This window comes from Agrobacterium sp. FDAARGOS_525, assembly GCF_003938925.1.
GTDB classification, from domain to species: domain Bacteria; phylum Pseudomonadota; class Alphaproteobacteria; order Rhizobiales; family Rhizobiaceae; genus Agrobacterium; species Agrobacterium pusense.
The window spans coordinates 494747-519483 of the sequence record NZ_RKIU01000004.1 but is presented as its reverse complement, the minus strand read 5'-3'; the positions used below and the strand labels follow the sequence as shown (position 1 = coordinate 519483).

The 24737-nt window shown below is 59.2% G+C and carries 22 protein-coding genes; 12 read left to right on the top strand and 10 right to left on the bottom strand.

Annotated elements, in window-relative coordinates:
• Positions 1 to 161: 161 nt before the first annotated feature.
• The 3 genes from EGT36_RS18780 to EGT36_RS18770 form a co-directional block, all read right to left on the bottom strand.
• On the bottom strand, positions 162 to 1001 hold the full coding sequence (locus EGT36_RS18780; protein WP_004438468.1) for a transporter substrate-binding domain-containing protein: 840 nt from the start codon (positions 999 to 1001) through the stop codon (positions 162 to 164).
• A 224-nt stretch (positions 1002 to 1225) separates the two neighbouring features.
• On the bottom strand, positions 1226 to 3514 hold the full coding sequence (locus tag EGT36_RS18775) for an NADP-dependent malic enzyme (RefSeq protein WP_111813382.1): 2289 nt from the start codon (positions 3512 to 3514) through the stop codon (positions 1226 to 1228).
• Between the two features lie 160 nt (positions 3515 to 3674).
• The gene (locus EGT36_RS18770) at positions 3675 to 4574 is read right to left on the bottom strand and encodes a LysR family transcriptional regulator (protein ID WP_081093338.1); all 900 of its coding nucleotides are present in this window, start codon (positions 4572 to 4574) and stop codon (positions 3675 to 3677) included.
• Between the two features lie 399 nt (positions 4575 to 4973).
• Between EGT36_RS18770 and EGT36_RS18765 the strand changes: the two genes are divergently transcribed.
• Genes EGT36_RS18765 through EGT36_RS18755 form a run of 3 tightly spaced genes read left to right on the top strand, consistent with a single transcriptional unit; the run spans position 4974 to position 9111 of the window.
• Positions 4974 to 7403, top strand: coding sequence for a glucose/quinate/shikimate family membrane-bound PQQ-dependent dehydrogenase (locus tag EGT36_RS18765; protein WP_125270827.1), 2430 nt, complete (start codon positions 4974 to 4976; stop codon positions 7401 to 7403).
• 56 nt (positions 7404 to 7459) lie between these two features.
• On the top strand, positions 7460 to 7684 hold the full coding sequence (locus EGT36_RS18760) for a hypothetical protein (protein ID WP_006698603.1): 225 nt from the start codon (positions 7460 to 7462) through the stop codon (positions 7682 to 7684).
• Positions 7681 to 9111, top strand: coding sequence for a mannose-1-phosphate guanylyltransferase/mannose-6-phosphate isomerase (locus EGT36_RS18755; protein WP_004438481.1), 1431 nt, complete (start codon positions 7681 to 7683; stop codon positions 9109 to 9111). Before EGT36_RS18760 ends, EGT36_RS18755 begins: the two co-directional genes overlap by 4 nt.
• A 58-nt stretch (positions 9112 to 9169) precedes the next feature.
• Here EGT36_RS18755 and EGT36_RS18750 read toward each other — a convergent pair whose 3' ends face one another.
• Positions 9170 to 9892: a CPBP family glutamic-type intramembrane protease gene (locus EGT36_RS18750; RefSeq protein ID WP_125270826.1), complete on the bottom strand. Its 723-nt coding sequence runs from the start codon at positions 9890 to 9892 to the stop codon at positions 9170 to 9172.
• A gap of 221 nt (positions 9893 to 10113) precedes the next feature.
• On the opposite strand from EGT36_RS18750, the gene EGT36_RS18745 reads away from it, so the two are divergent.
• The 9 genes from EGT36_RS18745 to queE all read left to right on the top strand — a co-directional run bounded on the left by EGT36_RS18745 (position 10114) and on the right by queE (position 18365).
• On the top strand, positions 10114 to 11346 hold the full coding sequence (locus tag EGT36_RS18745) for an ABC transporter substrate-binding protein (RefSeq protein ID WP_125270825.1): 1233 nt from the start codon (positions 10114 to 10116) through the stop codon (positions 11344 to 11346).
• 141 nt (positions 11347 to 11487) lie between these two features.
• The gene (locus EGT36_RS18740) at positions 11488 to 12390 is read left to right on the top strand and encodes a carbohydrate ABC transporter permease (RefSeq protein WP_004438488.1); all 903 of its coding nucleotides are present in this window, start codon (positions 11488 to 11490) and stop codon (positions 12388 to 12390) included.
• On the top strand, positions 12383 to 13324 hold the full coding sequence (locus EGT36_RS18735) for a carbohydrate ABC transporter permease (RefSeq protein WP_004438490.1): 942 nt from the start codon (positions 12383 to 12385) through the stop codon (positions 13322 to 13324). The genes EGT36_RS18740 and EGT36_RS18735 overlap by 8 nt, the downstream gene beginning before the upstream one ends.
• Positions 13325 to 13329: 5 nt before the next feature.
• Positions 13330 to 14418 (top strand): ABC transporter ATP-binding protein, encoded by a 1089-nt coding sequence (locus tag EGT36_RS18730; RefSeq protein WP_044459817.1) that lies wholly within the window; start codon positions 13330 to 13332, stop codon positions 14416 to 14418.
• 55 nt (positions 14419 to 14473) lie between these two features.
• Complete coding sequence (locus EGT36_RS18725) at positions 14474 to 15238, top strand: sugar phosphate isomerase/epimerase family protein (RefSeq protein WP_125270824.1); 765 nt, start codon at positions 14474 to 14476, stop codon at positions 15236 to 15238.
• A 23-nt stretch (positions 15239 to 15261) separates the two neighbouring features.
• Positions 15262 to 16395 carry a Gfo/Idh/MocA family protein gene (locus tag EGT36_RS18720; RefSeq protein ID WP_006698597.1) on the top strand — a complete coding sequence of 378 codons (1134 nt, stop codon included), beginning with the start codon at positions 15262 to 15264 and terminating at the stop codon, positions 16393 to 16395.
• Positions 16396 to 16546: 151 nt separating this feature from the next.
• Positions 16547 to 17257 carry a 7-cyano-7-deazaguanine synthase QueC gene (gene queC, locus EGT36_RS18715; RefSeq protein WP_004438501.1) on the top strand — a complete coding sequence of 237 codons (711 nt, stop codon included), beginning with the start codon at positions 16547 to 16549 and terminating at the stop codon, positions 17255 to 17257.
• The gene (queD, locus tag EGT36_RS18710) at positions 17257 to 17613 is read left to right on the top strand and encodes a 6-carboxytetrahydropterin synthase QueD (RefSeq protein ID WP_004438504.1); all 357 of its coding nucleotides are present in this window, start codon (positions 17257 to 17259) and stop codon (positions 17611 to 17613) included. The genes queC and queD overlap by 1 nt, the downstream gene beginning before the upstream one ends.
• Complete coding sequence (gene queE / locus EGT36_RS18705; RefSeq protein WP_125270823.1) at positions 17610 to 18365, top strand: 7-carboxy-7-deazaguanine synthase QueE; 756 nt, start codon at positions 17610 to 17612, stop codon at positions 18363 to 18365. Before queD ends, queE begins: the two co-directional genes overlap by 4 nt.
• A 234-nt stretch (positions 18366 to 18599) precedes the next feature.
• Here queE and EGT36_RS18700 read toward each other — a convergent pair whose 3' ends face one another.
• The 6 genes from EGT36_RS18700 to EGT36_RS18675 form a co-directional block, all read right to left on the bottom strand.
• A complete protein-coding gene (locus tag EGT36_RS18700; RefSeq protein WP_004438510.1) occupies positions 18600 to 19649 on the bottom strand; it encodes a Gfo/Idh/MocA family protein in 1050 nt (349 codons plus the stop codon).
• An 18-nt stretch (positions 19650 to 19667) separates the two neighbouring features.
• On the bottom strand, positions 19668 to 20453 hold the full coding sequence (locus EGT36_RS18695; RefSeq protein ID WP_004438513.1) for a ThuA domain-containing protein: 786 nt from the start codon (positions 20451 to 20453) through the stop codon (positions 19668 to 19670).
• A gap of 55 nt (positions 20454 to 20508) precedes the next feature.
• The gene (locus tag EGT36_RS18690) at positions 20509 to 21537 is read right to left on the bottom strand and encodes an ABC transporter ATP-binding protein (RefSeq protein ID WP_060942155.1); all 1029 of its coding nucleotides are present in this window, start codon (positions 21535 to 21537) and stop codon (positions 20509 to 20511) included.
• Positions 21538 to 21547: 10 nt separating this feature from the next.
• On the bottom strand, positions 21548 to 22381 hold the full coding sequence (locus EGT36_RS18685) for a carbohydrate ABC transporter permease (RefSeq protein ID WP_004438518.1): 834 nt from the start codon (positions 22379 to 22381) through the stop codon (positions 21548 to 21550).
• Positions 22378 to 23352, bottom strand: a complete 975-nt coding sequence (locus EGT36_RS18680; protein ID WP_004438520.1) for a carbohydrate ABC transporter permease — start codon at positions 23350 to 23352, stop codon at positions 22378 to 22380. Before EGT36_RS18680 ends, EGT36_RS18685 begins: the two co-directional genes overlap by 4 nt.
• A 63-nt stretch (positions 23353 to 23415) precedes the next feature.
• Positions 23416 to 24681, bottom strand: a complete 1266-nt coding sequence (locus EGT36_RS18675; protein ID WP_125270822.1) for an ABC transporter substrate-binding protein — start codon at positions 24679 to 24681, stop codon at positions 23416 to 23418.
• Between the last annotated feature and the right edge of the window lie 56 nt (positions 24682 to 24737).

Sequence of the window (24737 nt, the reverse complement as noted above, 5' to 3'; positions counted from 1 at the left end):
GCCGCCACGCGGGCGGCGCCAGAATGGCCTGCCATTATAAAACAGAAAAGAACGGCAGGTGAACCGGCCGTTCCTGATGATCATGGGAACCATCTCTATGCCATCGTCCTCACCACGTTGCGGCGTGACGGGGGATGACAGGAAAGCCCTGCGCCTGACCTTTACTGCGCGGCGGACAGCTTCTTCTGCTGTTCTTCCATATAGCCGATGCTCGGCAGACGGTTTGCCTTGGCGAATTCCAGCATCTTGCCGGAAGCGTGCAATTCCTTGACGATCTTGTCGAGAGCCGCCTGCGTGTCGCTTTCACCCTTGCGCAGCCAGATCACGGAATCCGACGGTATGAGATCTGTGGGGATGAGGATGCCGTAATCCTTCCACTCATCAGCGCGGTCCTGAAGCATCAGGCTCAGCGTGCCGTTGACGTGAACGGACACATCGCAATTGCCACCCTTCAGCGCCAGCAGCGATTCCGGCTGGCTGGGCAGAGCCTTTACCTGCGCGCCATATTGCTCGATCAGCGGCTGAGTGTAGTTGGAACCTTGAGACACGCAGGCGATCTTGCCTTTCAGGTCGGACCAGTCCTTGATGCCAGAGTCTTTTCGACCGATGGCGGCGCCGCCCTGACGGTCATAGGGGGTGGGCACGTAGTCGAGCGTTTTCGCACGTTCTTCGGTGTACTGCATGTTGGCGATAAGAATATCGACCTTTCCCTGCTGCAGGAACTGCACGCGGTTTGGCGGGGTCACAGTCTCAGTCACCAGTTCAACGCCGAGACCTGCGGCGAGCGCCTTGGCGACGTCGATGTTGAGGCCCTTCTGCTCCTGCGTTTTTGGATCGATAAAACCAAAAGGCGCGCCGGAAAGAATGACGCCGACGGTGAGCTTGCCGCGACCCTTGATGCGGTCAAGCGTTGCATCCGCGTGAGCGGTGGTTGCCAGCGAGGCGATGACAACGGTTCCGGCGATGAGTTTCGCGGCAAACTTGGGGAGGGAGAAGGCCATGGGTATTTCCTTTTGCTTATGGCTGGAACCTACATGACGGACTTGCAGAGAGCGAGAATTGGCATTGCGCAAAGAATACTATGAGTAGAAACGAGTTCCAATAATGTTGTCAGGCAGAAAAAATATCCTAATAATTTGAAATCGTAGAATCTTGTTCTTTAGGTTTTAGTGGTGTGCGGCTTGTTTCAACCAAGAGGCGAGAAGCAAGCCGCACTGCCTTTCAATTATCGTCCGGCATTATAGGCCGCGATTGCTGCCATGTTGACGATATCGCTGTCCTTGGCCCCCATCGAGGTTATCTGCACCGACTTGTCGAGGCCGACGAGGAGAGGGCCGATGACGGTCGCACCGCCCAGTTCCTGCAGCATCTTGGTGGAGATGGAGGCAGAATGGATGGCGGGCATGACCAGCACATTGGCGGGGCCGGAAAGGCGCGCGAAGGGATACTGGCTCTGCATGCGGTGATGGTTCAGCGCCACATCCGCCGACATTTCGCCATCGACCTCGAAATTGACGTTGCGCTTGTCGAGAATTTTCACCGCCTCGCGCACCTTGTCGGAGCGTTCGCCGACCGGCTGGCCGAAGGTGGAATAAGCGAGCATGGCAACGCGCGGCTCGTAACCGAAACGGCGGGCGAGGCCGGCTGCCTCCTCGGCGATATCGGCGAGGTCCTCGGCATTCGGCATGTCGTGCACGGCCGTGTCGGCCACGAAGACGGTGCGGTTGCGGGAGACAACGAGGGACACGCCGATGACGCGATGGCCGGGCTTGGTGTTGATGCAACGGCGGATATCTTCCAGCGCCGTCGAATAATTGCGCGTCACGCCCGTCACCACCGCGTCCGCATCGCCCATCGCCACCATGCAGGCGGCGAAGTGGTTGCGGTCGTTGTGGATCAGGCGCTGCACGTCGCGCAGCAGGAAGCCGCCGCGCTGCAGCCGCGCATAGAGGTAATCGATATAGGCATCGACCCGGCTGGAGAGGCGGGCATTGGTGATTTCGATATTGGCGCGGTCGAGATCGATCCCGGCACGCTCGGCATTGGCCATGATGATATCGTCACGGCCGAGCAGGATGGCGGTGCCAAGCCCTTGAGCGGTAAACGAAATCGCCGCGCGCATGACCTGTTCTTCTTCCGCTTCGGCAAAGACCACGCGCTTGGGCGAACGACGCACACGCTCGTAAAGGCGCTGCGTGGTCGAGGCCATCGGATCACGACGGGCCGAAAGCTCGCGGGCATAGGCGTCGAGATCGGGAATTACGCGCTGGGCGACGCCGGTTTCGATAGCGGCTTTTGCCACTGCGACAGGAATGGCGGAGATCAGGCGCGGATCGAACGGGACCGGAATGATATATTGCGGTCCGAAACGCGGGCGGTTGCCCTGATAGGCGGCGGCCACATCGTCAGGCACGTCTTCGCGGGCCAGATCCGCCAGCGCCTGCGCGGCGGCGATCTTCATGGCATCGTTGATCTGGCGGGCACGCACATCGAGCGCGCCGCGGAAGATATAGGGGAAGCCGAGGACGTTGTTGACCTGGTTCGGATAGTCGGAACGTCCCGTCGCCATGATGGCGTCATCGCGGATGCGGGACACTTCTTCCGGGGTGATTTCCGGGTCGGGATTGGCCATTGCAAAGATAATCGGCTTCGGCGCCATGGAGCGGATCATTTCTTCGCTGAACGCGCCCTTCTGTGAGAGGCCGAACACCACGTCAGCACCCTTCATGGCTTCCGCCAGCGTGCGATTGTCGGTTTTCACCGCATGCGCGGATTTCCATTGGTTCATGCCCTCGGTGCGGCCCTGATAGATGACGCCCTTGGTATCACAGAGGGTGATGTTTTCCGGGTTGAAACCCATGGCCTTGATGAGGTCCATGCATGCGATTGCGGCCGCACCCGCGCCGTTGCAGACCAGCTTGGTGGTCTTGAAGTCACGTCCGGTCAGTTCGATGGCGTTGATGAGGCCGGCGGCGGCAATAATGGCGGTGCCGTGCTGGTCGTCATGGAATACGGGAATATCCATCAATTCGCGCAGGCGGCTTTCGATGATGAAACATTCCGGCGCCTTGATGTCTTCCAGATTGATGCCGCCGAAGGAGGGGCCGAGGTAACGCACGCAATTGATGAACTCATCGGCGTCTTCGGTATCGACCTCGAGATCGATGGAATCGACATCGGCGAAACGCTTGAAGAGGACCGACTTGCCTTCCATGACCGGCTTCGAGGCCAGCGCGCCGAGATTGCCCAGCCCGAGGATCGCGGTGCCGTTGGAGATGACGGCCACCATGTTGCCGCGTGTCGTATAATCGTAAGCGGTCGCCGGATTTTCGGCGATGGCTTTCACCGGCACCGCCACGCCGGGCGAATAGGCGAGCGACAGATCCCGCTGTGTTGCCATCGGCTTCGTCGGGGTGATTTCCAGCTTGCCCGGCCTGCCTTCCGCGTGGAAATCCAGGGCTTCCTGATCCGTAACCGATGTTCTTGTGCTGGCGGGCTTGGTCGTGTCGGACATGGGCTGTGTGTGCTTTCGTGTCTATAACAATGTAAAAATATCCGCCGTTGTTATTGTATTTTTCGCGCGCCTGCCAAGCCTTGAATGTTGTTCAGTGCAGCAAATTTAAGCGGGATGAAATTTGCGGCCGATTCAATCGATTAATTCCGCGTCCTGCTTGTCAAAGGCTCAGTCTGTAGGCTCGGCGGGCCATATTCACGAAGGCTTCGACATGCAGGGCAAGCGCGCCGCGCCTGACGAGCAGTACGCAGTCGGACCATGCCTCCGCGCTATCGAGTGACACGGCGGCAGTGCCCCTTGCGGAAAGCACCGTGCTTTCCGGCAGGATGGAAATGCCCGCACCGGCCTCCACGAGCGCGAGAATCGTATTGACGTTGGCGATGCGCATGCCAACTTGCGGCGTGCAGCCGGCATCTTCGAAAAGCGAAAGCGCGCTGCTGCTGAGGCCGAGGCCAATCTCGTCAACCGGCAGCAGCAGTTTTTCGTGCAGGATATCGCTGACGGAAACCTGCGGGCGCTTGGCGAGTACGTGACGTTCCGGCAAAGCGACGCAAAGCCTCGAGCGGTCGAACGGCATGGTTCGCAAGGTCTGCGGCAGCGTGGGAAGAGGCGCGCGGATGAAGGCAACGTCGGTCTCGCGGGTCGTCACCTGCTCGATCAGCTGTTCCATTGTCATGCCGGGCAACAGTTCAAGCGTCACGTCTGGGTGCTCGTCACCATAGCGGGTAATGAGCGCGGGTAGTTTACGCTCGGCCATGACACTGGTGCCGTAACCGATGCGCAGCGTGCCAAGCTGGCCGCGGCGGATCTGCTGCGCCCTTTCCAGCGCACTTTTGGTGCGTGCAAGGATTTCTTCCGCCTCGATGAGCATGGACTGACCGGCCGGGGTAAGTTCCACACCGCGATTGATGCGGTGAAAGAGCTTGAAGCCCAGATTTTCCTCCAGCTGTCGAATGCGCTGGGTGACGGCGGGCTGGGCAATGCCGAGCTGCAGGGCAGCGGCACGAAAGTTCCTCGCCCTTGCCGCTTCCACGAATATCGTGAGTTGACGAATATCCATCGGGAGATTTCTTTGTTTTGTCGGGTGTGATGTGATATAAGCATAGCTTATCGAAATTGCCCAGCTTGCGCATTGTCATCTTGTCGCAGGCGACGTTATACCGCAGCCAGTGTTTCGATCGTCTTTGCCGCTTTGCAGGCTTTGATGGGAGAAACCGGGGAGGATTTGTTCAAGCATCTTGCCCGCCGTCCATGGGGCCGGCGGTTACCTGCAGTGAATGGGTCACGCATGACAGTCACGACGGAAGTCTTCCCCACCATTGTTCCCCATTCAGCCGCGCCGCCATCGGCGCATCTTCGCCTGGCCATTGCGGCCGCAGGCTGTCCCGGCTTCGCCGGACGCTGAACAATCACCGGGCTTCAGCCTTTTGGGGCAGCTCTTCTAACCGGACATTCTTTCATGGGTAATCCAGCAACTTCTTTATCGCTCCCAGCCAGATTGTGGCTGTTGGTGCTCGGCGCTGTCATCGTTGCCGCAGGCCTGTTCTTCGCCATTGGCGGCGGCCAGCTTGTGGCCCTCGGCGGCAGCCTCTATTTCGTCACGGCGGGCATCGCGCTCATCGTCTCGGGCCTGCTCATCCTGCTGCGCAAGCCTGCCGGTGCTGTTCTCTTCGGCCTTGTCTTCGTCCTCACCGGCATCTGGGCGGTGTGGGAAGCCGGATTGCACTTCTGGCCGCTCATTTCACGCCTTCTCGCGATGGGCGTCGGTGCCATTGTCGTTGCGCTCTCCTATCCTCTCTTGCGTCGCGCGGCCGGCAAGGCTCCGGCATACGGCGCCTCTTTCGCCATTGCCGCCATTCTCGCCATCGCCACCGGCGCGGGTTTTGCCGGCATGTTCGTGCCGCACCCCACCGTCGCCTTCAATGGTGAACCGGCAGCCCTGACGCCTGTCACACCGGAAACGGAGCAGAAGAACTGGGAACATTACGGCAATACATCTGGCGGCAGCCGCTTTGTTGCTCTCGATGAAATCACGCGCGACAACGTCAAGAACCTCGAAGTCGCCTGGACCTACCACACCGGCGATACCCCGATCAGCCCCGGCGCGAATGGTGCGGAAGATCAGGAAACGCCGCTGCAGGTTGGCGACACCGTGTTCCTGTGCACGCCGCATAACAATGTCATCGCTCTTGATGCAGATACCGGCGCAGAAAAGTGGAAGACGGAAATCAACGCGAAATCTTCCGTCTGGATGCGTTGCCGCGGTCTAGCCTATTTCGACGCCAAGGCGCCGCTGAAGCAGCCGACCGCACCGGGCTCCACGCCGGTTACCCCGGCGGTGGTGGCCGAGGGCGCGCTTTGCCAGCGCCGCATTCTGATGAACACCATCAATGCGGAACTGATAGCGCTCGATGCCGACACCGGCGCGTTTTGCCCTGATTTCGGCACCAATGGCCGCGTCGACCTGAAGATCGGTCTCGGCGATGCACCGGACCCGCAATATGTGTTGACCTCCGCACCTACGCTTGCCGGCACGACTGTCGTTGTCGGCGGCCGTATCGCCGACAACGTTCAGGTCGATATGCCCGGCGGTGTGATGCGCGGTTTCGATGTGGTGACGGGCTCGCTTCGCTGGGCCTTCGACCCTGGCAACCCTGATATTACCGGACTTCCGCCCGAGGGACAGACCTACACGCGTTCCACACCCAACGTCTGGGCGTCCATGTCCTATGATCCGGAGCTGAACACCGTCTTCATGCCGGTCGGCAGCCCTTCGGTGGACTTGTACGGCGCAACTCGCACACCGCTCGACCATAAATATGGTGCTTCGATGCTGGCGCTCGATGCCACCACCGGTCGCGAAAAATGGGTCTACCAGACGGTTCATAACGACCTCTGGGACTTCGACGTGCCGATGCAGCCGAGCTTCGTCGATTTCCCGAAAGCGGATGGAACCACTGTTCCAGCACTGGTTTTCGGCACCAAGGCGGCGCAGATCTATGTTCTCGACCGGGCGACAGGCCAGCCGCTGACCAAGGTTGAAGAAGTGCCGGTCAAGCCCGCCAATATTCCGAACGAGCGCTACGCGCCGACACAGCCACGCTCGGTCGGCATGCCGCAGATCGGTGCGCAGACCCTGACGGAAGCGGACATGTGGGGCGCGACCCCGTTTGACCAGCTTCTTTGCCGCATTGCCTTCAAGGGTATGCGTTATGAGGGCCTCTATACGGCGCCGGGCACGGACCTCTCCCTGTCGTTCCCGGGCTCGCTCGGCGGCATGAACTGGGGCGGTCTTTCGACGGACCCGACCACGAACACGATCTTCGTCAACGACATGCGCCTCGGTCTCTGGATCCAGATGCAGGAAGCGGCACCGACCAAGGCTGTCGCGAGTGGCGGCGAAAGCGTCAACACCGGCATGGGCGTCGTTCCCATGAAGGGCACGCCCTATGCGGTGAACAAGAACCGTTTCCTGTCGGCTCTCGGTATACCCTGCCAGGCCCCGCCCTATGGCACGATGACCGCTATCGACATGAAGACCCAGAAGATCAAGTGGCAGGTGCCCGTGGGCACTGTCGAGGATACCGGTCCGCTCGGCATCAAGATGGGCCTTCCGATCCCGATCGGCATGCCCACGCTCGGCGGCACGTTGGCCACGCAGGGCGGTCTCGTCTTCATCGCCGGCACGCAGGATTATTATCTGCGCGCTTTCGATACGGCGACCGGCAAGGAAGTCTGGAAGGCCCGCCTTCCGGTCGGCAGCCAGGGCGGCCCGATGAGCTACAAGTCTCCGAAGACCGGCAAGCAATATATCGTCATCTCAGCTGGCGGCGCACGCCAGTCTCCTGACCGTGGCGACTATGTCATCGCCTATGCATTGCCGGGCTGACGCTTGCGTCACGCCTCACTTGAAGTCGGCCCCGGGAGCAATCCCGGGGTTTTTATTTGCTCTGCATCGATCCGCGCGAAGAAATCGAGCGGAACCTCACCTGTCGCGTGGCGTTAGGAAAGCGTGCCGGGGCAGACACCCAGCCGTTCACCAAGCTTTCACAAGGGGGATTTATGAACTTGCGCTTGTCCGCCCGTGAACCGATGATGGCGGTATTGGGAAATATGTATATTGTCCGGCGCGCCGGGAAATTTTTTGACGTTGGAAAGGTTTTATTGTGAAGGAACAATCTCGAAAGATCACGCCGGTTCTTCTGGCCGGTGGTGCTGGCTCCCGACTTTGGCCGGTCTCGCGCGATCAGTTGCCCAAGCAGTTTCAGCCGCTGGTCGGCAATCTTTCGACCTATCAGCAGACCCTGCAGCGGGTGGGTGACGAAACGCTTTATTCCGAGCCACTTGTCATCACCAACGAGGATTTCCGTTTTTTTGCCCGCCGTCAGGCGGAGGAGATCGATCTGCCGGCCACCGTGGTGCTTGAGCCCGCCCGCCGTGACAGCGCAGCCGCCATGGCCGCCGCCGCCGTGCTGGCCGAGCGTCGCGAGCCCGGATGCCTGGTTCTGGCGCTTGCTGCCGACCATGTGGTGCTCGATGCCGACAAGTTTTCCGATGCCGTGAAACTCGGCGCCAAAGCCGCCGATCAGGGCAATATCGTCGTCTTCGGCCTGGTGCCGACGGAGCCGCGCACCTCCTATGGTTACATCAAGCCGGGCGAGGCGATTGATGGTGAAAAGGATCTGAGCAAGGTCGAGGCCTTCGTGGAGAAGCCTGACATGAAGACGGCGATCTCCTATCTCGAAAAAGGCTATCTCTGGAATTCCGGAAACTTCCTGTTCCGCTCCGACGTGATGATTGCCGAACTGGAGGCCTTTGCGCCGGAAATTCTGGCCGCGGTAACGCAGTCCGTCGAGCAATATGAAAGCGACCTCGGTTTCGTGCGTCTGCATCAGGAAAGCTTCGAAGCCTCGCCCAAGAATTCCATCGACTATGCCGTGATTGAGAAGACCAGGCGCATGGCTGTCGTGCACGGCCATTTTCGCTGGTCGGATATCGGCAGCTGGGACGCGATCTGGGAGATCGCCGACAAACACAGCAATGACAATGCGCTGGAAGGTAACGGCGTCTTCATCGATTCCGAAGGCTGCCTCATCCATTCGACGCAATTGCTGACGACGGTGGTGGGCGCGAAGGACATGGTGGTGGTGGCCACCAAGGATGCGGTTCTGGTGGTGCCGAAGAACCGGGTGCAGGACGTGAAGGGTCTGGTGGAGACGCTGAAGGACGGCGAACATGCGCCACAGACGCAGACCCACAAGCGCGTTTACCGGCCTTGGGGTTACATCGAGCACATGTATGTGGATGAGCGTTATCGGGTCGGTCATATCACCGTCGATCCTGGCCACCGCATCTCGTTCCAGAAACACTATCACCGCTCGGAACACTGGATCGTCGTCAAGGGAACGGCCACCGTGACGATTGGTGACGAGACCCGGCTGCTGACGGAAAACCAGTCGGTCTATATCCCGATCGGCCAGCCGCACCGTCTTGCCAATGAGGGGCAGATCCCGCTCGAACTGGTCGAAATCCAGACCGGAGCCTATATTGGTGAGGACGATGTCATCCGCATCGAGGACGATTACAAGAGGCAATAGGCGTTACCTACGCCAAGAGAATAAGCAAAGCGGACGTCTGCCCGCTTCGCCTTTTGGTTCAGGCCGCCAGTGCATTTATACAATGGGCAAAGCCATGAGAGAGAATTGCCGCCTCCAGTCCCCGGCGCCAAAATAGCCATCCGAAGATGAGTCCGGGAATAAAATTCCCGGTCAGCACTGCAAGCACGAGTGCCGGCCGGGGCTGCGCGGCAATGGTAAACAGAAACGGCAGATGAGCAGCGGCGAACAGAGCGGCAGCGATCACGATGGCAGCGCACATTATGAACGCTCGAACCTGCCCGCCTCCTGTAGAGCGCCAGAGAATCCACGCGAAAAACGACATCATGCCCCATCGCGTCAATAGCTCTTCGGTGACGCCGCCATAGAGAAGCCGGGTGGCGAGGGGAATGTCAAATCTGGTCATATTTGCCATGGTTGCTGCATCTGTGACCAAGGGCAGGATCGCCGACGAATAGACGATCATCACAATGGCAACGGCAACACCCGCAGCAAGTGCAGGAGGCACTTGTTTTCGCAGTACCGCACGCGGATCGCCGCCCGTCAGCCAGCTATCGATCAAAGGCGCATGGAGCCCGATTTTTGCGGCGAGGGCTTGGCCGGTGGCGACCGAGGCGACGGTCAGGACTGCTGGTTGGAGGAGTATCAACAGGCGCATCGCCATTGAAACCTGCTGCCCCGGTATGAGCTGCTCAAACGCGGCGAGTAAGAGCGATGCGACACCGATCAATCCGATGATCAGGAGAATATGCCAGCGTTTCATTGTCTCTTGCACCTGTTTCTTGCTGCGCAGGGTTTTTAAACCAGTGGCATTGCGTGTGGATTACGGCGCGCAAGCCCCTCTACGGTCCGCCTGTCAGGCGAATTTTGCCATCCTTCGAGACGCCGCTGAATGCAGTAACGAGATTCGTATTTTAGGCGGTTGCCTAATCAAAAATCTTCGCATACGTTCCAACTGCAACGTTTCAGTGAGGGAGGAGACTCATGCGAATGCGTGTTATTTCTGCGGCTTTTCTGGCCAGCGTGATGATTCCGGCGGGCTTTGCCGGGGCCACTGATCTCGAGGTGACCCATTGGTGGACATCGGGCGGCGAAGCCGCAGCGGTGGCCGAACTGGCCAAGGCTTTCGACGCGACCGGCAATAAATGGGTGGACGGCGCGATTGCCGGTTCGGGCGGCACGGCCCGGCCGATCATGATCAGCCGCATCACCGGCGGCGATCCGATGGGCGCCACCCAGTTCAACCACGGCCGGCAGGCGGAAGAACTGGTGCAGGCCGGCCTGATGCGGGACCTGTCCGACGTTGCCGAAAAAGGTAAGTGGAAAGAGGTCATCAAGCCGGCGAGCCTGCTCGACAGCTGCACCATCGACGGCAAGATTTATTGCGCGCCGGTCAATATCCATTCGTGGCAATGGCTGTGGCTTTCCAATGCGGCTTTCAAGAAAGCGGGCGTCGAAGTTCCGAAGAACTGGACGGAATTTGTTGCGGCAGCGCCGGCGCTGAAAAAGGCCGGTATCCAGCCGCTCGCGCTTGGCGGCCAGGCATGGCAGGCGAACGGCCTGTTCGACACGCTGACGCTTTCGATCGGCGGAAAGGACCTTTATCAGAAGGTCTATGGCGACAAGGATGCCGAAGCGGCGGCAGGTCCTGAAATGGCAAAGATTTTCGCGGCTGCCGTCGAGGCGCGCGACATGGCCAAGGGCACCAATGTTCAGGACTGGAACCAGGCCACCAACATGGTCATCACCGGCAAGGCCGGCGGCCAGATCATGGGCGACTGGGCCCAGGGTGAATTCCAGCTTGCCAACCAGAAAGCCGGCACTGATTATTCCTGCCTTCCTGGCCTTGGCCTGAGTGAATACCTGACCACGGGTGGCGACGCCTTTTATTTCCCCGTTTTGAAGGACGAGGCGAAAACCAAGGCGCAGGATGTTCTTGCCGCGACCATCGTTGATCCGAAAACGCAGGTTGCCTTCAACCTGAAGAAAGGCTCGCTGCCGATCCGCGGCGACGTCGACCTGAATGCAGCCAATGACTGCATGAAAAAGGGTCTGGCAATTCTGGCCAAGGGCAATGCGCTGACCAGCACCGACCAGCTGATTTCCGCCGATACGCAGAAACAGAAGGAAGATCTGATGGCGGAATTCTTCGCGGGCTCGATGTCGGCGGAAGACGGGCAGAAGCGTTTGGCGGACATTATCGGTTCGGCTGACTGATCGTAATCTCTTCGGATCGGGAGCGGTTCGTCGCTCCCCTTCCAACGTCCGGGCTGTGCCAGGATAACAGGCAATGGCCGGAGTTTCTCGCGGCGAGCCGCGTGCTCGGCCGTCGACTGTAACGTTACAGGAGGAGGTAACATGGCAGGTCAAGCGCGCTCACGGAGGCCCAACCAGCTTTTCCGCAATCTCAATTCGAAGATTGCCTCCATTCCGATGATACTGACGGCCGTGGTGATCTTTCTTGGCGGCACGGTCTGGACGGTGGTTTATTCCTTCACCAATTCCAAGCTTCTGCCGCGGGCGAACTTCATCGGTTTCGATCAATATGAGCGGCTGTGGGCCGCGCCGCGCTGGATCGTCTCAATCCAGAATCTGGCGATTTACGGCATCCTGTCGCTAATTTTCAGCCTTGTCATCGGCTTCGTGCTGGCGGCGTTGATGGATCAGAAAATACGTTTTGAAAACGCGTTCCGCACCATCTTCCTGTATCCTTTCGCTTTGTCCTTCATCGTTACCGGCCTCGTCTGGCAGTGGCTGCTGAACCCGGAATTTGGCATCCAGTCCGTTGTCCGTTCGCTTGGCTGGGAAAGCTTCACGTTCGACCCGCTCTACAATTCCGAGATCGTTATCTATGGCATTCTGATCGCGGCGCTCTGGCAGGGCACGGGGCTCGTCATGTGCCTGATGCTGGCCGGTCTTCGTGGCATTGATGAAGACATCTGGAAGGCGACGCGCGTTGACGGCATTCCGATGTGGAAAACCTACACCCTCATCATCATACCGATGATGCGTCCCGTCTTCATCACCACGCTCGTCATCATCGCCAGCGGCATCGTCAAGGTCTACGACCTCGTGGTGGCGCAGACAAGCGGCGGGCCGGGCATCGCGTCCGAGGTCCCGGCAAAATATGTCTATGACTACATGTTCCAGGCGCAGAATCTGGGGCAGGGCTTTGCCGCCTCTACTATGATGCTCCTGACGGTTGCGATCATCATCATTCCATGGGCCTACCTTGAATTCGGAGGCAAGAAACGTGGCTAATCTCAGCACATTGAACACGGTTGTTGCCGCCAACGATGCGGTTTCCAATGAGCTCTCCGGCCCGCGCGGCAAGAAGCCAAGGAAAACCTTTTCCCGCCGCAACATCATTCTCTACGGCACATTGTTCGTGGCTGCCGCCTATTACCTGCTGCCGCTATACGTGATGGTCGTTACCTCGCTGAAGGGCATGCCGGAAATCCGGCTCGGAAACATTTTCGCACCGCCGGTGGAGATTACCTTCGAGCCTTGGGTCAAGGCTTGGGCGAATGCCTGTACAGGGCTGAATTGCGACGGGCTTTCGCGGGGCTTCTGGAACTCCGTACGCATCCTCGTGCCGTCGGTCGTCATCTCCATCATCGTCGCCTCCGTCAGTGGCTATGCCATGGCGAACTGGAAGTTCAAGGGATCGGAGTTGTTCTTCTCCATCCTCATCATCGGCGCCTTCATTCCCTATCAGGTGATGATTTACCCGATCGTTATCGTGCTTCGCGAACTGGGCATTTACGGCACACTGAGCGGCCTCGTCATCGTTCACACCATCTTCGGCATGCCGATCCTGACGCTGCTTTTCCGCAACTATTTCGCCTCGCTGCCGGAGGAACTCTTCAAGGCGGCGCGGATCGATGGTGCCAATTTCTGGCAGATTTATTTCCGCATCATGCTGCCCATGTCACTGCCGATCTTCGTGGTGGCGATGATCCTGCAGGTGACCGGCATCTGGAACGACTTCCTGTTCGGCGTGGTGTTCACGCGGCCGGAATATTACCCGATGACGGTGCAGCTCAATAACATCGTCAACTCCGTGCAGGGCGTGAAGGAATACAACGTCAACATGGCCGCAACCCTTTTGACCGGGGCCGTGCCGCTGATCGTCTATTTCCTCTCCGGCAGGCTTTTCGTCCGCGGCATTGCTGCAGGCGCAGTAAAAGGTTGAGCTATATGAACAAAAGCGTTTCCATCCGCGATCTTTCGCTGTCCTTCGGCGCCGTTACCGTGCTGAAAGACCTCAATCTCGATATTTACGACGGCGAATTTCTCGTGCTGCTCGGCTCTTCCGGCTGCGGCAAGTCGACCCTTCTCAACTGCATCGCCGGCCTTCTGGAGCCGACCGACGGACAGATATTCATCAAGGACCGTAACGTTACCTGGGAAGAACCGAAGGATCGTGGCATCGGCATGGTGTTTCAGTCCTATGCGCTCTATCCGCAAATGACGGTGGAAAAGAACCTTTCCTTCGGCCTTCAGGTCGCCAAAGTGCCGAAAGAGGAGATTGACCGCCGCGTCAAAAGGGCAGCCGGCATCTTGCAGATCGAGCCGCTGCTGAAACGCAAGCCAGCCGAACTTTCCGGCGGTCAACGCCAGCGCGTGGCGATCGGCCGGGCACTGGTGCGGGATGTGGATGTCTTTCTGTTCGATGAACCGCTCTCCAACCTCGATGCCAAGCTGCGCTCGGAGCTTCGCGTCGAAATCAAGCGGCTGCACCAGTCGCTGAAGAACACCATGATCTATGTGACGCATGACCAGATCGAGGCGCTGACGCTGGCTGATCGCATCGCCATCATGAAAAGCGGCGTCATCCAGCAGCTGGCTGACCCTGTCACCATCTACAACAAGCCAAGGAACCTGTTCGTCGCAGGCTTCATCGGCTCGCCCTCGATGAATTTCCTGCGCGGCGAGCTGATCGAAAAAGACGGCAAGGTGGTCTTCACCACCAATGGCGTGACTTTCGCACTGGACGGTTATCATGCGGAAACGCCGCTTGTCGCCGGTCGCGCGGTGGTTCTGGGCGTTCGCCCCGAACATGTGCGCGTTGATGCCGATATCGTCGGCGGGGAGGTGCACGAGGCGATCGTCGATATCGAAGAGCCGATGGGCGCCGACAATCTGATCTGGCTTAAACATGCCGGGCATACCATGTCCGTGCGCGTTGGCGGCCACAGACGGTTTTCACCCGGCACCAAGGTGCGCCTTGGCCTCGACATGACCATGGCCTCGCTGTTCGACGCGCAAAGCGAGGAACGGCTCTAAAGGGCGCTGACCACTCCCACACATTCCCAAGACCCACATCTCTATGGAGGAGACAATGACAGAACTCGGTTTTCAGCTTTACAGCGCCCGTAATTTTCAACCCTTTTCCGATATTCTGAAGAAGCTCTCAGCGGCAGGTTACAAACACGTGGAAGGTTACGGCGCCATGTATGCTTCGCTGGATGAAGCCGGCCTGAAAGGTCTGCGTGCCGAACTGGACGCCAACGGCCTGACCATGCCCACCGGTCATTTCGGTCTCGATCTTCTTGAAGGCGATCCCAAAAAGGCGCTGAATATCGCCAGCGCTCTGGGTGTGGAAGCGATCTATTGCCCTTACCTGATGCCCGACCAGCGCCCTAACGACGCTGCCGGCTGGTTCGCCTTTGGCAAGCGCCTGCAGGAAGCCGGAAAGCCCTTCGTGGATGCCGGGCTGGTCTTCGGTTGGCATAACCACGACTTCGAGTTCAAGGCGCTTGCCGATGGCTCAACGCCGCAGGAGCAGATATTTGCCGGTGGCCCCGACCTGAAATGGGAGGCGGATATCGCCTGGATTATCAGGGGCAATGCCGATCCGCTCGCCTGGATCGAAAGCTACGGCAAGCGCATCACCGCCGTGCACGTGAAGGACATCGCGCCCGCAGGGGAGAATAAGGACGAAGACGGTTGGACCGATGTCGGCCACGGCACGGTGGACTGGAAAGGCCTCGTCGCAGCGCTGAAGACGAAATCCGCCACGAAACATTTCGTGGTCGAACACGACAACCCGAAGGATATCGATCGGCTGATTACCCGTTCTATCGCGTCGTTCAAAACCTATTAAGTCTCAGATTTCGGAGTTTCATCATGGCCAGAGATCTTGGCGTCGGCATCATCGGATGCGGCAATATCTCGTCTGCTTATTTTTCGCTGGCACCGCTCTTCAAGGGCATAAAGGTGCTGGCCTGCGCCGACCTCAACCGCAATGCAGCGGAACTGAGAGCGGAAGAATTCGGTGTTGTCGCGCAGTCCATCGAGGAATTGCTCGCCAACCCGGAAATCGACGTGGTGGTGAACCTTACAATCCCCGCCGCGCATTTTCCGGTATCGAAAGCCATTCTCGAGGCCGGTAAGCACGTCTATTCGGAAAAGCCGCTGGTGCTGTCGCTGGAAGAGGGTGAGGAACTGCGGCGCATCGCCCGCGAGAAGAACCTCTCCGTCGGCTGCGCACCGGACACCTTCCTCGGCGGCGCGCATCAGCTTGCCCGGCAATATATCGATGACGGCAAGGTCGGCCGCATTACGTCGGGCACATGCCATGTGATGAGCCCCGGCATGGAAATGTGGCATCCCAATCCTGGCTTCTTTTTCCTCAAGGGCGGCGGGCCGATCCTCGATCTCGGTCCGTATTACATCGCCAATCTTATCAACCTCATTGGCCCGGTAAAGCGCGTCGGCGCGTTGACAAGCATGGCAAATCCGACCCGTACGGTGACCAGCCAGCCGCTGAACGGCGAGATCATCCCTGTCGAGACCCCGACAAATATCCATGCCCTACTGGAATTCGTGAATGGTGCGACGATCACGCTTTCGGCGAGCTGGGATGTCTGGTCGCATCGTCATGCCAATATGGAACTCTATGGCACGGAAGGCTCGATCTACGTGCCGGATCCGAATTTCTTCGGCGGTGTTGTCGAAGCCAGCGGTCGCGACAAGAATATCCAGCCGCTGGAAGACTGGGCTCACCCCTTTGGCATCGCCAATCAGGAAAGCCCGAACGGCCCGCGTGCAAATTACCGCACGGCCGGTCTTGCCGATATGGCGATTGCCATTCTGGAGGGGCGCGACGCGCGCTGCTCGCTGGATCGTTCCCTGCACGGTATCGACGTGATGACGTCGATCCTGAAGTCCGGCGAAGAGGGCCGTTTCATCGAGATGACGACGACCTGCACGCAGCCGGCCGCGCTCGGCATTGAGGAGGCGCAGGCGTTGCTGCGCTGAGGATGGAAGATCATTCCTTGAAAAGCGGTGAAGGTAACTTTGCCGCTTTTCGTGATTTCAGCTAGGGCCTTCACAAATTCCCCGCTTTGCTTTAAAGCCGCCCCTGTAATCCGGTCGCAGCCCACCCGGTCAAAACAAGGGATCCCAACTTATGAAAACCATCGTCATCTGCTCCGGCGGATTGGACTCCGTTTCGCTTGCGCATAAAATCGCCGCGGAACATGAACTTTTAGCTCTCGTCTCCTTCGATTATGGCCAGCGCCACAGGAAGGAACTGGATTTTGCCGCCGATTGCGCCAGACGGCTCGGCGTGCCGCATCATGTTATCGACATCAGAACCATCGGCGCGCATCTCACCGGTTCCGCACTGACCGACGATGTGGAGGTGCCTGATGGCCACTACGCCGAAGAGACCATGCGCTCCACCGTGGTGCCGAACCGCAATGCCATCATGCTCACCATCGCTTTCGGCCTGGCTGCCGCGCAACAGGCGGAAGCAGTGGCGATTGCCGTTCATGGCGGCGATCACTTCATCTACCCGGATTGCCGGCCGGGCTTCATTGACAGCTTCAACGCCATGCAGGCGCATGCGCTTGAAGGTTATGCTGATGTGAAACTTTTTGCGCCCTACGTCACCGTTTCCAAGGCGGCCATCGTGACCGATGGCGCGAAATATGGAACGCCCTTCGGTGAAACATGGTCCTGTTACAAGGGCGGCTTGCGTCACTGCGGCCGCTGCGGCACCTGCGTGGAGCGGCGCGAAGCCTTCCATCTTGCCGGCGTCACCGATCCGACAGACTATGAGGACCCGGATTTCTGGGTGGCCGCGACCCATGCTTTTGCGGCGCAGGAGGTGCGTTGATGTTCCGCATCACCAAGGAATTTCACTTTTCCGCCTCGCACCAGTTGAAAAGCCTGCCGTCGGATCACCAGTGCAATCGGCTGCACGGGCATAATTACATCGTCGAAGTGGAACTGTCAGGCGAAGAGCTGAACGAGCACGGTTTCGTGCGCGACTATCACGAGCTCGCACCGTTGAAGCGCTATATCGACGATCATTTTGATCACCGTCACCTGAATGATGTCCTCGGCCATGACCGGGTCACGGCGGAATGCCTGGCGAAGCATTTCTATGACTGGTGCAAGGATCGTCTGCCTGAAACCAGTGCCATCCGCGTTAGCGAAACCGCCAAGACCTGGGCAGAATACCGGCCATGACGGCGGCCCGACAAAAGAGTGCAGCGAAGGACACCACGATCCGCATCAGTGAAATCTTCGGCCCGACCATTCAGGGCGAAGGTCTGCTGATCGGTCTGCCGACGGTTTTCGTTCGCACTGGCGGCTGCGACTATCGCTGTTCCTGGTGCGATACGCTGCACGCGGTCGATAGCGATTATCGCGACACGTGGAAACCGGTGCCGGTCGATGCAATCTGGCAGGAGGTGCGGCGGCTTTCCGGTGGCGTACCGCTGACGGTCTCGCTGTCTGGCGGCAATCCGGCCATCCAGCCGCTTGGGTCGCTGATCGCAAAAGGGCACGGTGAAGGCTATCGTTTCGCGCTGGAAACGCAGGGCAGTATCGCCAAAGACTGGTTTGCCGATCTCGACCATCTGGTTCTGAGCCCCAAGCCGCCATCAAGCGGCATGGGAACGGACTGGCAGGCTTTCGAAGACTGTCTTGCCGCTGCCGGCGAGGGGCCGCAGGTGGCCCTGAAGATCGTGGTCTTTGACGATGCGGATTACGCCTATGCCAAAGCGGCATCCGCGCGTTTCCCGCATTTGCCGGTTTACCTCCAGCCCGGCAACCACACCCCGCCGCCGCCGGATGATGACGATGCGCGTGTCGATATCGATGGTGTAATGGAGCGGATGTTGTGGCTGGTGGATAAGGTTAGCGAAGATCGCTGGTTTTCCGCCCGCGTGCTGCCGCAGCTGCATGTGTTGTTATGGGGGAACAAGCGCGGGGTGTGAAGTTGCGTGGGAGTGAAATTCCACGCTTTAGCTTGCGTCCTCAAGAAGCGCACGATGTATTGAGCGAGTGTAAGCCGCTTGTTTCTTCTCCCCGTGGGGGAGACGTCCGCGGCAGCGGGATGAGGGGTCTCCGAAATCCGGCAATGTTGCCCCTCATCCGACCCTTCGGGCCACCTTCTCCCCTCGGGGAGAAGAAACCTGCGGCAAAGTGATGCCGCAGGTTGTTCTCTCACATCAAGCCGAAACGGCCAACTCGCGTCTCTCCCGATCCGCAATGATCGACAGATCGAGTACCTTCTGCAGATTGGCGGCGTGGCGGAAGTCGGGATCGGCGACGCCGCCTTCCATCACGGCCTTGGCGAATTTTTCGTAGTTCGTCGGCACGGGATCGACATCGATCGTCTTCCAGATCGCCTTTTCCACATCCTCGCCGATGCAGGCACGCAGGCTGGAATAGTCGGGCGTGTGAATGACTTCGAGTGCGCCCTTGTCGCCGTGGATGCGCAAACGAAGTTCGTTGAGGTGGCCCGTCGCCCAGCGGCTGGCATGAATGACGCCCATGGCGCCGTTTTCCAGTTCGGCCGTCATGGTGAAGCTGTCATTTGCATCCAGATCGTAAGCGCCGATCTTGTTGCCCTCATATTTGTCGAAGGTCTTCAGCCGAGTGAAGATCCGTTGCACATCGCTGCCTGCGCCATAAGAGGCGAAGTCAAGTATGTGGATGCCGACATCACCCAGCACGCCGTTCGAGCCATGCTTGGTGGAAAGCCGCCACAACCACTTGCTCTCCGTCATCCAGTCGCCCCAGGCCTTGGAAACGAGCCAGCTCTGGAGATAGGAGGCTTCCAGATGGCGAACCTTGCCGATCTTGCCGGCCAGCACCATCTCGCGCGCCGCCTGCAAGGGGGCGACGTTGCGATAGGTGAGATTGACCATGGCAACGAGGCCGGCCTTTTCGGCCGCGTCGGCCATTTCGGCGGCATTCGCGTAGTTTTCCGCCAGCGGTTTTTCGCAGAAAACGTGCTTGCCCGCCGCAAGCAGCTTCAGGCTCGTGGGGTGATGGATGGCATCGGGCGTGACATTCGCCGCCGCATCGAATTCACCCCAGGCAATGGCGTCATCCAGCGAAGTGAAAGAGAGCGGGATGTTATGGCGCAGCGCAAAGGCCCGTGCCACCACGTCGTCCACATCCACCGCCGCAACCAGTTCGACGCCGGGGATCTGAGAGAAATATGTGGCATGGTTGTTGGCCATGCCACCGGTTCCGAGAATGAGAAGTCTCATGCCAGTATCTCCAAGCCCTTACCTGTAACCTGCTTCGCCTGCCTTATGCAGCTTGGGACCACGTTCCTCGATAGGCTCGAGCGCCTTATCGACGGGAACATTCGGCGCGTCGTGAATACTCTTCAGAGCGCCGACCGGATTATAGGCCCATTTTACAGAATTGCTGATGACCTTCTGCACATTGGCGTCGTGATAGGTCGGATAAGTTTCATGGCCAGGGCGGAAATAGAAGATATTGCCGGCACCACGACGCCAGGTGAGACCCGAACGGAAAACCTCACCGCCCTGGAACCAGGAGATGAAGACGGTCTCGAGCGGCTCCGGTACGGAAAACTGCTCGCCATACATCTCCTCGTTTTCCAGCTCGAAATGCTCGGGCAGGCCGGCGGCGATCGGGTGGCGGGGATTGATGGTCCACAGGCGTTCGCGTTCGCCCGCCTCGCGCCATTTCAACGCGCACGGCGTACCCATCAGGCGCTTGAACGGCTTGGAGAAGTGGCCGGAATGCAGGACGATCAGGCCCATGCCTTCCCAGACGCGCTTGGCGACGCGCTCCACAATGTCATCCTGAACTGCGCCGTGGTCCTTGTGGCCCCACCAGACGAGAACGTCGGTCTTGTCGAGACGCTCCTGTGAAAGGCCGTGCTCCGGCTCCTGCAGCGTGGCGGTGGTGGCGTTAATCTCGGGATTTTGGTTCAGCGCATCGGCGATGGTGTTGTGCATGCCGTTTGGATAGATCGAACGCACCGTCTCATTGATGTGTTCGTGAATATTTTCGCCCCATACAACGGTGTTGATGGTCATTCTCATGCTCCTTGGTGAAAGCCGGCTACTTGGGTTGTCCCGGCGGAAGTTAGGTTCAGGCGGCGCCGCGAGCGGGGTTGCGGGCAATGGCCCGGCCCTCGGCGTCAAAACGGTGGATCTGCGCCGTATCCGGCACGATGGTGATACGCTCGCCCGCCTTGCGGCCGGTCACGCCCTCTTCACGTACGACAACGGGCTCGCCGGCGCCGATCTCGACATAGATGTAGCTGTCCGATCCGAGCATTTCCGAATGCACGATTTCTCCACTCCAACCGCTGCCGTCGCTGGCGATGGTGATATGTTCCGGCCGGACACCGATCGTTTTTGCGCCTTCTGATTCCGCATACTTGCCTGCCAGGAAGTTCATCTTCGGCGAGCCGATGAAGCCGGCGACGAAGGTGTTGACAGGACTTTCGTAAAGCTCGAGCGGCGTGCCGATCTGCTCGACCCGACCGTCGCGCAGGACGCAGATGCGGTCGGCGAGTGTCATCGCCTCCACCTGATCGTGGGTGACGTAGATCATCGTCGTGTCATGCATCGAGCGATGCAGCTTGGCGATCTCGAGACGCGTGGCCACGCGCAGCGCCGCATCGAGGTTGGAGAGCGGCTCGTCAAACAGGAAGACCTTCGGATCGCGCACGATGGCGCGGCCGATGGCGACACGCTGGCGCTGGCCGCCAGAAAGCTGCTTCGGCAGGCGCTCCAGATAGGGCGTGAGCTGCAGCATCTCCGCTGCCGCTTCGACGCGCTTCTTGCGCTGTTCTTTGTCTGCGCCAGACAACTTCATGCCGAAAGCCATGTTTTCGAACACGGTCATGTGCGGATATAGCGCGTAGGACTGGAAGACCATGGCGACGCCGCGTTTGGCGGGCGGCAGGCGGTTTACTGTCTCACCGTCGAAGGAGAGCGTGCCGCCGGTGATTTCTTCCAGCCCGCATATGAGGCGTAGCAGCGTGGACTTGCCACAGCCTGAAGGGCCGACAAAAACCATGAATTCGCCGGAGCGGATATCCATGTCGATGCCCTTGATGACATCGAAGGCGCCAAAGGATTTGCGAAGATCGCGCAATTGAATGGTGGTCATGATGTTTCTCCTAGCCTTTGACGCCGCCGGCCGTGAGGCCGGAGATGATGCGTCGCTGGAAGATCAGAACGAGGACGACGAGGGGCGCGGTAACGATGACGGACGCGGCCATGATCGTTCCCCAGGGAATTTCGAACTGTGAGCCGCCCGACAGCAGCGCGATGGCGACCGGCACCGTGCGCTGCTCGTTCGATGAGGTGAAAGTGAGCGCGAAGAGGAACTCGTTCCATGCCGCGATGAAGGCGAGGAGCCCCGTCGTGACGAGCGCAGGCCACATCAAAGGCATGAACACCTGTGTGATGATGACCCAGGGCGATGCGCCGTCAACGATGGCTGCTTCCTCGATTTCGATCGGCAGGTCGCGCATGAAGGTTGTCAGGACCCAAACCGTGAAAGGCAGGGTGAAGATCATATAAGAAAAGATCAGCGCCAAGGGCGTGTTGAAGATGCCTGCCCAGCGGATCAGTTCAAACAGGCCGGCGAGAACGGCAATCTGCGGGAACATCGAAACCGACAGAATGGTGAGCAGCAGCAATGCGCGGCCCCGGAAGCGGACGCGAGCAAGCGCATAGGACGCGGTGACCGCCAGAAACAGCGACAGGATGACGACGGATGATGCAACAAGCAACGAATTGCCGAGATTGCGCAGGAACGTGCCGTTGCCAATGACGAAACTGTAATTGGTGAGCGAAAATTCGCGCGGCCAGTAATTAACCTGGAACAACGCCGAGCCCGATTTCAGACTGGTCAGGATCGCATAATAAAACGGGAATACCGAAATCACCATGATGACGGCGACCAGCGCATAAAAGGCGGTGGTCTTCAGGATGCTGGGCAAGGTCATCGCTGGGCTCCATCGGTGTTGACACGCCCGAGCCACATATAGATGACCGTGATCGAGGCGATGATGAGGAACAGCATGGTGGAGGCGGCGGCGCCATAGGCGAACTTGTCGAAATCGAACAGATTCTCGCGCGCCAGCACCGACATGGTGCGGGTCTGGGCATTATTCGGCGTCAGGATGTAGATGAGGTCGAAAACGCGCATCGCATCCAGCATACGGAAGATGACGGCGACCATCAGGGCAGGGCGGATCATCGGCAGGGTAACGCGGAAGAACACCTTCACGGGGTGGATGCCATCCACCTTGGCCGCTTCATACATGTCCTTCGGCACCATTTGCAGACCGGCGAGAATGAGCAGCGCCATGAAGGGCGTGGTCTTCCAGATGTCGACGATAAGCACGGCGATCATCGCGGTCTCGGGGTTGGCGGTCCAGGCGATCTTGTTGGAGATCAGGCCTAGATTAAGGAACAGGTCATTCAAGATGCCGAACTGGTCGTTCAGCATCCACGCCCACATTTGCGCAGAGACGATGGTGGGAATGGCCCATGGCACAAGAATGGCAGCGCGCACGAGGCCGCGTCCCTTGAATTCGGCATTCAGCACCAGAGCGACGATGAGGCCGAGCACGGTTTCGAGGCTGACCGAGACGATGGTGAATTTCAGCGTGTTGAGAACCGCCCCCCACCATGCGGGATCGGCAAGCAGGCCTCGATAGATCGTGCGGCCGCTGCTGAGCGTGATCCAGGTGAGATAGTTCTTGAGGCCGACGAATTGTGCTCCCTCCAGATTGGTGAGCGAGGCGTCGGTGAGGCTGAACCACACGGTGCGCACGAGCGGCCAGCCCGCCACCAGCGCCAGCACGAGAAATGTGGGGGCAAGGAACAGCCAGGCGGATTTCAAGCGTTCTGACTGTAGATCGGAACCTGTGCCGGATGCCGTGACCGGTCTTTGAAGGGCGATGTCGTTCATGGGGATATCTCGCGGTTGGGGCGCGGGAGTCGATCAGGCGAGACCGTTCCCGCGCGGGCCGGATTACCAGCCGTTGCCTTTGAGATCGGTCAGTTCAACCTCGAGAAGCTCAAGATTTTCAGCGGCCGTGCCGTTGCCGGAGAGCGTGTTGTGGACCGCACCCCAGAACTTGGCCGAAACCTCGTTATATTTCACCTTGGCCGAGGCGGAAGGACGCGGGACGGCGGTCTGGAAGATCGGCTTCCATGTCGGCATGAAGGGCTGCGCGGCCGCAACATCCTTGTCGTCGTAAAGCGAAGCGATCGTCGGCATGTTGGAAAGCTGAACGGCGCGCATCTTCTGGGTTTCCTTGGATGCGATAAACTTCACGAGCTCAATGGCAGCTTCCTGGTTGGCTGAATATTTGGATACGGCGAGATTCCAACCGCCGAGCGTTGAAGCCGGTGCCTCGCCCTCGGCGCCAGCCGGGAGCGGTGTTACGCCGAACTTGCCCTTGATGGCGCTGTCGTCGCCATTGCCGAGCGCGTAAGCGTAGGGCCAATTGCGCATGAAGACGGAGTTGCCGGTTTGCCAGACGCCGCGCGCTTCCTCTTCCTTGTAGGCAAGCACGCCCTGCGGCGCGATGGTGCCGACCCATCCCTTGGCAGTTTCGATGGCGGCAGCAGCCTTTTCATTGTTGACGGAGATATCGCCATTGCTTTCGACGATATGGCCGCCGCCGGCGGAAGCAATCCATTCCAGGGCATTGCAGGTGAGGCCTTCATAGGCGCTGCCCTGGAAGACAAAACCCCAGAGGTCCTTCTGGCCCGCTTCACGCTCCTTGTCCTGGATTTCCTTCGCGGTTTCGCTCAGCTCCTTCCAGGTTTTCGGCGGTTGCTTGCCGTATTTTTCGAGCAGGTCCTTGCGATAGAACAACGCGGGCGCGTCTGTGAACATCGGCATGGCGACGAGTTTGCCGTCCACGGTTTGCGATGCGACGATGGAGGGGAAATGATCTCCGATGACATCCTTGGTCGCCGCGGTCAGGTCCACGAACTGGTCGGCAAGCTGCGGCGCCCAGATAACGTCCGTCTGGTAGACATCGACATCCTTGTTACCCGCGGCAAGCCACAGCCGGTACTGGCTGAACTGCTCGCTGGAGGATGATGGCATGGTGACGAGATTGACCTTGTGGCCGGTTTGTTTTTCGAAAGCCGCAATGCGTTCTTTGAAGAATGCGACGTTCTTGCCGGTGGAATTGGCGGCGATGGAAATCTCGGCCGCCTGCGCGGAAACGGCGGTGGAAAGTACGCTGCCGCACAGGAACAAAGTCTTCATGGAAATATTCATTGTCAAACTCCTCCGTTGACGCTCCCGATTGTCCTCAAAATTGAAAGCGCTTTTGA